Origin of the sequence: Saccharothrix australiensis (assembly GCF_003634935.1) — a bacterium.
GTDB lineage: Bacteria > Actinomycetota > Actinomycetes > Mycobacteriales > Pseudonocardiaceae > Actinosynnema > Actinosynnema australiense.
Genome location: NZ_RBXO01000001.1, coordinates 5376958 through 5384598, shown reverse-complemented (window position 1 = coordinate 5384598; position 7641 = coordinate 5376958). Strand labels below are relative to the sequence as shown.

Here is a 7641-nt window from a genome sequence, read left to right as displayed (position 1 = left end):
GTTCACGCTTCCCGGTCGGCGAGGGCTTCGAGGTCGGCCAGGACCAGGTCTTCCACCAGGTCGGCCAGCGAGGACACCGTGCGCGCGGTGAGCACGTCGCGCGGCGAGAGGTCGACGCCGAACGCCGCCTTGGTCCGGGACGTGATGCGCAGGCTGCGGATCGAGTCGCCGCCCAGCGCGAAGAAGCTGTCCTCCACGCCGACCCGGTCGACGTCCAGCTCGTCGGCCCAGATGGCCGCGATCGCCTCTTCGGTGCCGGTGCGCGGCGCGACGTAGTCGGTGGAGGTGACCGCGTCGCGCTCGGGCGCGGGGAGCGCGACGCGGTCCAACTTGCCGTTGGCGTTGAGCGGCAGTCGGTCCAGTGCCACGAACGCCGACGGGACCATGTGCTCCGGCAGCACGGCCGAGGCGTGACCGCGCAGTTCCGAAACCTGCACGGGCCCGTTCGGCACGTAGTACGCCACCAGACGCTGGTCCTGCTCCAGCACAACGACCTGGGCGACCGCAGGATGCGCGCCGAGGACCACTTCGACTTCGCCGGGTTCGATGCGGAAGCCGCGGATCTTGAGTTGGTGGTCGGTGCGGCCGTGGTAGTGGAGTTTGCCGTTGTGCCATCGGGCGAGGTCGCCGGTGCGGTAGAGGCGGGTGCCGGGTGGGCCGTAGGGGTTGGCGATGAAGCGTTGTGCGGTGAGGCCGGGTCGGTTGAGGTAGCCGCGGGCGAGTCCGGGTCCGGCGATGTGCATTTCGCCGGTGATGCCGGGTGGAGTGGGTTGGAGATCGTCGTCCAGGACGTAGACGCGCAGGTCGGGTATCGGTTCACCGATGGTGCCGTCGGCGTGGGTGTGAGTGACGTGGACGGTGGTTTCGGTGATGCCGTACATGTTGACCAGTTGGCCGGTGCCGTGCCAGTTGTGGAGTTTGTGCTGGTCGAGGGCTTCTCCGCCGAAGATGATGTAGCGGGCGTCGGGTTGTTCGGGGATGAGTTGGTAGAACGCCGAGGGTGTCTGGTTGAGCACCGTGACGCCCTCTTCGCGTAACAGGCGGGCGAAGTCGCGCGGTGTTCGCGAGGTGTCGTGCGGCACGACCACCAAGCGTCCGCCGTGCAGGAGGGGTCCCCACAGTTCCCAGACGGAGAAGTCGAAGGCGTAGCTGTGGAACAGTGTCCAGACGTCGGTGTGGTCGAAGTGGAACCAGTGGTTGGTGGCGGAGAACAGGCGGATGACGTTGCCGTGCGGGATCACCACGCCCTTGGGCCGCCCGGTCGAGCCCGACGTGTAGATCACGTACGCCGCGTTGTCCGGCGTCAACCGCACGTCCGGTGCGGTGGCCGGGTACCCGGTCAGGTCCGGCACCGCGTCCAGCACGACGGCGGGGTCGGCGTCGGCGAGGACGCCCGCGATCCGGTCGGCCGGGTAGGCGGGGTCGATCGGCAGGTAGGCCGCGCCCGACTTCAGCACGCCCAGCACCGCCACGACCAGGTCGACCGAGCGGGGCAGCAGCAGCGCCACCAGGCGTTCCGGACTCGCGCCGAGGCCGATCAGGTGGTGCGCCAACCGGTTCGCCCGCTCGTCCAGCTCGCGGTAGGTCAGCCGGTCGTCGGCCAGTGCCACGGCGACGCGGTCGGGCGTGCGGGCGGCCTGCTCGGCGAACCGCGCCGGGATGGTCGTGCGCGGCGCGCTGTGGCCGCGGCCGTTCCACTCGACCAGCACCCGGCGGCGCTCGTCCTCCGACAGCCAAGGCACCCGCGCCACCGGCCGGTCGGGGTCGGCGGTGAGGCCCACCAGCAGCGCCGTCAGCCGTTCGCCGAGCCGGGCCACGGTGCCTGCGTCGAACATCGCGGGCTCGTAGCCGAGCAGCACGCCCAGCCGGCGCGCCGGGTAGACCGTGGCGCTGAGCGGGAAGCTCGTCGTCTCGACGGCCTCCAGCTCGCGCAGCCCCATCCCGTCGGCGAGGTCGACCGGGTAGTTCTCGAAGACCACCGCGCTGTCGAACAGGGCGGCGCCCGCCTCGACCCCGCTCCACGCCCGCAACGCGGTCAGCGGCACGTGCTCGAACCGGCGGGACTCCGCCTGCGCCGCCTGGAGGTCGCGCAGCCACTCCGCGACCGGCCGGGCGCCGTCCACCCGGACCCGCACCGGCAGGGTGTTGATGAAGATGCCGGTGATCGCGTCCACGCCCGGCAGGTCCGCGGGCCGACCCGACACCGTCGCGCCGAAGCACACGTCCCGCCGCCCCGACGACCTGGCCAGCAGCAGCGCCCACGCCCCCTGCACGATCGCGCTCGGCGTCAGCCGGTGCTCGCGGGCGAACTCGTACAGCCGCGCCGACTCGGCCTCGGTCAGCTCGACCGAGTGCCGGGCGGAGGACGTCGCGGGCCCGAGGGCGGGCCGGTCGGCGGGCAGCGGCGTCGGCGCGTCGAACGTGCCGAGCACCTGCCGCCAGTGCCGCTCGGCGGCCTGGCCGTCCTGGTCCGCGAGCCACGCCACGTAGTCCCGGAACGGTGGCCGCTCGGCCGGTTCGCCCAGCACGTCGGACAGCACCTGGAACACGCTCCACCCGTCGAGCAGGACGTGGTGGAACGTCCACAGCACCCGCACGGTCGCCGGCGCGAGCCGGATGATCGCGACCCGCATCAGCGGCGGCGTCGCGAGGTCGATGCCCACCGACCGGTCGGCGGCCAGCAGCGCCGACAGCCGCTCGGCCCGCGCCGCCTCGTCCAGGTCGCTCCAGTCCAGGAAGGTGAACGGCACCTCGGCGTGCTCGTGCACCACCTGCAACGGCTCGCGGACGCCCTCCCACAACACCGAGCTGCGCAGCACCGGGGTCCGGTCCACGACGCGCTGCCAGGACCGGGCGAGCGCGGCGGAGTCCGGCACGCCGTCCACCACGAACGTCGTCTGCTGGAAGTACGCGCCCTGCTCACCGAGGCCGTGGAACACCATGCCCGCCTGCATCGGCGTCAGCGGGTACGCGTCCTCGCCGGTGATCCGGTCCACCTCGTCCTGGGTGAGCCGCGCCAGCGGGAAGTCCGACGGGGTGCGCCCGCCCGCGCCCGGTTCCCGGCAGTGCGCGACGATCGCCCGCAGCGCCCCGGCGAATTCGTCGGCGAGCCGCGCGACGGTCGCCTCGTCGTGGACGGCCGCGCTGTAGTGCCAGGTGAACTCCAGCCGGTCGGCCTGCACCCGGCCGACGACGTCGATCAGGTGCGGTCGCGGCATGTCCGGGTCGGCGGCGAGGTCGAGGTCCCGCTGGTCGGCGGTGAACCGACCCAGGTAGTTGAAGCTCACCGCCGGGTCGCACACCGGCCCGCCCGCGAAGTGGCGCAGCGCGCCGTAGCCGATGCCCCGGTTCGGGACCGCGCGCAAGCGCTCCTTCACCGCCTTCAACGCCTCGCCCCACCCGCGCGGCACGTCCAGCGCCACCGGGAAGACCGTGGTGAACCAGCCGACCGTGCGGGACAGGTCGACGTCGTCGAACAGCTCCTCGCGGCCGTGTCCCTCCAGGTCGACCAAGACCCGGTCGCGGCCCGTCCAGTCGGCCAGCACCCGGCCCAGCGCGGTCAGCAGCACGTCGTTGACCTGCGTGCGGTACACGTCCGGCACGTCGCGCAGCAGCGCCGCCGTCTCGTCGCCGGTGAGCCGCACGGTCACCGCCCGCGCGGTGGCGAAGGTGTTGGGCCCGTCGCGGTCGGTCGGGACGCCCTCCCCGGACACCGCCTCCCAGTGCGGCAGCTCGGCGTCGAACCCGCCGGCGACCGCGTGGTCGCGCAGCCGCCGCGCCCAGTCGCGGAACGACGTCGTCTTCCGCCCGAGGTGGACGGCCCCGCCCGCCGCGGCCTGCCGGTGGGCGGTCACCAGGTCCTCCGCCAGGATGCGCCACGACACCCCGTCCACCACGAGGTGGTGCGCGGTCAGCCGCACGGACCGCGCGCCCAGCGCCTCGGCGCGCAGCAGCGGCTCACCGCGCCCGACGGGCTCGCCGACCTGCCGGTCGCCCTCGAACCGCATCCGCAGCGCGTCGTGGTGCGCGACCAGCGCGTCCACCGCGACGCGCAGCGCCGCCTCGTCCAGGTCGGTGTCGAGGTCCACCACCAGGGACTGCTCGAACAGCGTCGAGCCGGTGCCGAGGAACCAGCGCTGGATCGGCGTCGTCGGCGCCTCGCCGGTCACCTCGCCCTGGTCGGTGGCGGGCGGCAGGTCGCGCGTCACGTGCGGCGCGAGCGCGGCGATCGTCTGGTGCGCGAAGATGTCCCGCGAGGTCAGCACCAGCCCGGCCTGGCGGGCGCGGGTGACGACCTGGATGCCGAGGATGGAGTCGCCGCCCAGCGCGAAGAAGTTGTCCCGCACCCCGACCCGCGCCGCGCCCAGCACCTCCGCGAACACCCGCGCCAGCACGGCCTCCACGGGCGTGCGGGGCGCGACGTAGGCGCGCGGCTCGTCGGGCGGCGCGGGCAGGTCGTCGCGGTCCAGCCGGTCGAGCCCGACGAACGTCGTCGGCACGCTGTGCGCGGGCAGCACCTGGGCCGCGAAACCCTCCAGCGCGGCCGGGCTCACCGGCGGGGTCACGTACGCGACCAGCCGCCGTTCGGTGGCCACCACCACCGCGTCGGACACCTCGTGGTGCCGCCGCAGCACCTCCTCCACGGCCGCGACGTCGACCCGCATCCCCCGGACGCGGACCGTGTCGTCGGGCGGGAAGTCCAGCTCGACCAGCCCGCGCAGCGGCCGGTCCGGGTCGTCGACCACCTGGCGCAGCAGCGCCTCCAGGTCCTCGGCCAGCCGCTCGACGGTCGCGGCGTCGAACAGGTCGGTGTTGTGCTCCACGGTCAGCGTCAGGGAGTCGTCCCTCGGCCAGAACTCCACCACGAGGTCGAACCGGGCGTTCGGGCGCGGCAGGTCGTGCTCGGTCGCCGTGAGCCCGCCGAAGTCCGCGCGCTCCACCAGCGGCGGGTGCAGCGCGACCACGGCCTGCACCAGCGGCGTGCGGCTCGGGTCCGGGTCCGCCCCGACCGCGGCCACCACCCGGTCGAACGGCACGTCGTCGTGCGCGAACGCCTCCAGCACGGTGTCCCGGACGTGGTCGAGGAAACCGGTGAACGGCAGCTCCGGGTCGACCCACGAGCGCAGGACCAGCGTGCGCACGAAGAACCCGACCGCCCGCTCCAGGTCCGCGTGGTCCCGGCCGGAGGTCACCGTGCCCAGCGCGACGTCCCGCTGCCGGCTGCGGGACGACAGCAGCACCTGCACGGCGGCGGTGAGCGTCATGAACAGGGTCGCGTCGTGCGCCCGCCCGACGTCGGCCAGCCGCCGCACGAGGTCGGCGGGCAGCGGGCGGCGCAGCACCGCGCCGGACGTCGTGCGCAGCGGTGGGCGCGGCCGGTCGGTGGGCAGGTCCAGCGCCTCGATGCCGACCAGCCGGTCGCGCCAGTACGCCACGTCGCCCTCCGGCCGCGACGCGTCCCACGCCGCGAAGTCCGGGTACTGGGCGGTCGGCGGCGGCGGCTCGACGCCGGCGTAGAGGTCGGCCAGCTCGGCCAGCAGCACGCCGACCGACCAGCCGTCGGTGACGATGTGGTGCTGCACCAGCGCGAGCACGTGGTCGTCGGGGCCGAGGCGGCGCAGCACCGCCCGCGCCAGCGGGCCGCGCCGCAGGTCGAACGGCGTCGCCAGGTCCCGCTCGTCGCCCTCGACCAGCGGGATCGCGCCGCTCTCCGCGACGACCTGGACCGGTTCGCCGTCGACGACGTCGAACGTGGTGCGCAGCGCGTCGTGCCGCCGCGCCAGGGCGTCGAGCGCCCGCGCCAACCGGGGCACGTCCAGCGGGCCGGTCAGCCGCAGCGCGGCGGCCGTGTTCTGCTCGGCGGTGCCGTCCAGCGAGAACAGCCGCCGCTGCGCCGTCGACAGCGGCAGCGGGCGGCCGCGCGGCACGCGGGGTATCGGTGAGCGCGTCGGCAGCGCCCGCGCCAGCGCCTCGACCGTGCGGTGCTCGAACATCGCCCGCACCGGCAGCCCGCCCAGCCTGGCCAGCGCCCGCACGGCCAGGACCGAGTCGCCGCCCAGCGCGAAGAAGTCGTCGTGCGCGCCAACGTGCGCCACGCCCAGCACGTCCTTCCACACCGCCGCGACCCGACGCTCGTCCCCGGTGCGGGGCGCGACGAAGCCCGCCGGCACGTCGCCGACGACCGGCGCGGGCAGCGCGGCCCGGTCCAGCTTCCCGTTGGGGCTCAGCGGCAGCGCGTCCAGCGCGACGAACGCCGACGGCACCAGGTAGTCGGGCAGCGTCGCCGCCAGGTGCTCCCGCAGCCCCGCCGTACCGCCCACCACGTAGGCGACCAGCCGCTTGGGCTCGCCCCGCGCCACCACGACGGCCTGGCGCACCGCGGGGTGCTCCCGCAGCAGCGCCTCGACCTCGCCGGGCTCCACCCGGAAGCCGCGGATCTTCACCTGGTGGTCGGCGCGGCCCACGAACTCCAGCTCGCCGTCGGCGCGCACCCGCACCACGTCGCCCGTCCGGTACATCCGCGCGCCCGGCGGCCCGAACGGGTCGGCGACGAACCTGGTCGCGGTCAGCCCCGGCCGGCCGAGGTAGCCGCGCGCCAGGCCGACGCCGGTGACGTACAGCTCGCCCTCGGCGCACTCGGCCAGCTCCTCGTCCAGGACCCGGACCCCGGTGCCGGGGACGGGCCTGCCGATCGGCGGCGGCCCGCCCGGCGTCAGCGGACCGCTCCAGCTCGTGACGACCGTCGACTCGGTCGGGCCGTAGGCGTTGACCATGCGCCGCCCCGGCGACCACCGCTCGACCAGGTCGGGCGGGCACGCGTCGCCGCCGACGACGAGCGTGCGGAACGCGGGCAGCGGCCGGTGCGGCACGGTGGCCAGCGCGACCGGCGGGATCAGCGCGTGCGTCACGCCGAAGTCCCGGAGCACGTCCGCGAGCTGGTCGCCCAGCAGCGGACCCTCCGGCGGCACGACCAGCGCCGCGCCGACCGGGAGCGCCATGCACAGCTCCAGCACCGAGGCGTCGAAGCTGGGCGAGGAGAACTGGAGCACCCGGTCGCCCGGCCGCACGTCGAAGTGCGCCACCTCGGCGTCGGAGAACGCGGGCAGCCCGCGGTGGGTCACCACCACGCCCTTCGGCCGTCCGGTCGAGCCGGACGTGTAGATCACGTACGCCGGGGAGTCCGGGTGGATCGGCACACCGGGGTCGGTGTCCGGCGCGTCCGGGCCGGCGGCGTCGTCGAGGGGGCCGTCCAGCACGAGCAGCGGGTCGGCGTCGGCGAGCATGAACGCGATCCGCTCCGCCGGGTAGGCGGGGTCCACCGGCAGGTAGGCGGCGCCGGTCTTGAGCACCGCCAGCCGCGCGACGACGTTGTCCACCGAGCGGGGCAGGGCGATCGCCACCACGCGTTCCGCGCGGGCGCCGCGGGCGATCAGGCGGTGCGCGAGCCGGTTGGCCCGTGCCGCCAGCTCGCGGTAGGGGACCACGCCGTCGGCGGACACGATCGCGGGCGCGTCGGGTGTCCGGTCGACCTGCGCGTCCACCATTCTCGGCAGGTTTCGGGCAGACGTCATCGCGAGCAGAACCTTTCTCCGGAACAGGCGGGCGGCGGTTACTACCCGCAACAGGGACGGTTCAAACGTG

At 74.6% G+C, this 7641-nt stretch carries 1 protein-coding gene; it reads right to left on the bottom strand.

Going from position 1 to position 7641, the window contains the following annotated elements:
• Window positions 1–2: 2 nt before the first annotated feature.
• Window positions 3–7622 (bottom strand): amino acid adenylation domain-containing protein, encoded by a 7620-nt coding sequence (locus tag C8E97_RS22770; protein ID WP_425470568.1) that lies wholly within the window; start codon window positions 7620–7622, stop codon window positions 3–5.
• Between the last annotated feature and the right edge of the window lie 19 nt (window positions 7623–7641).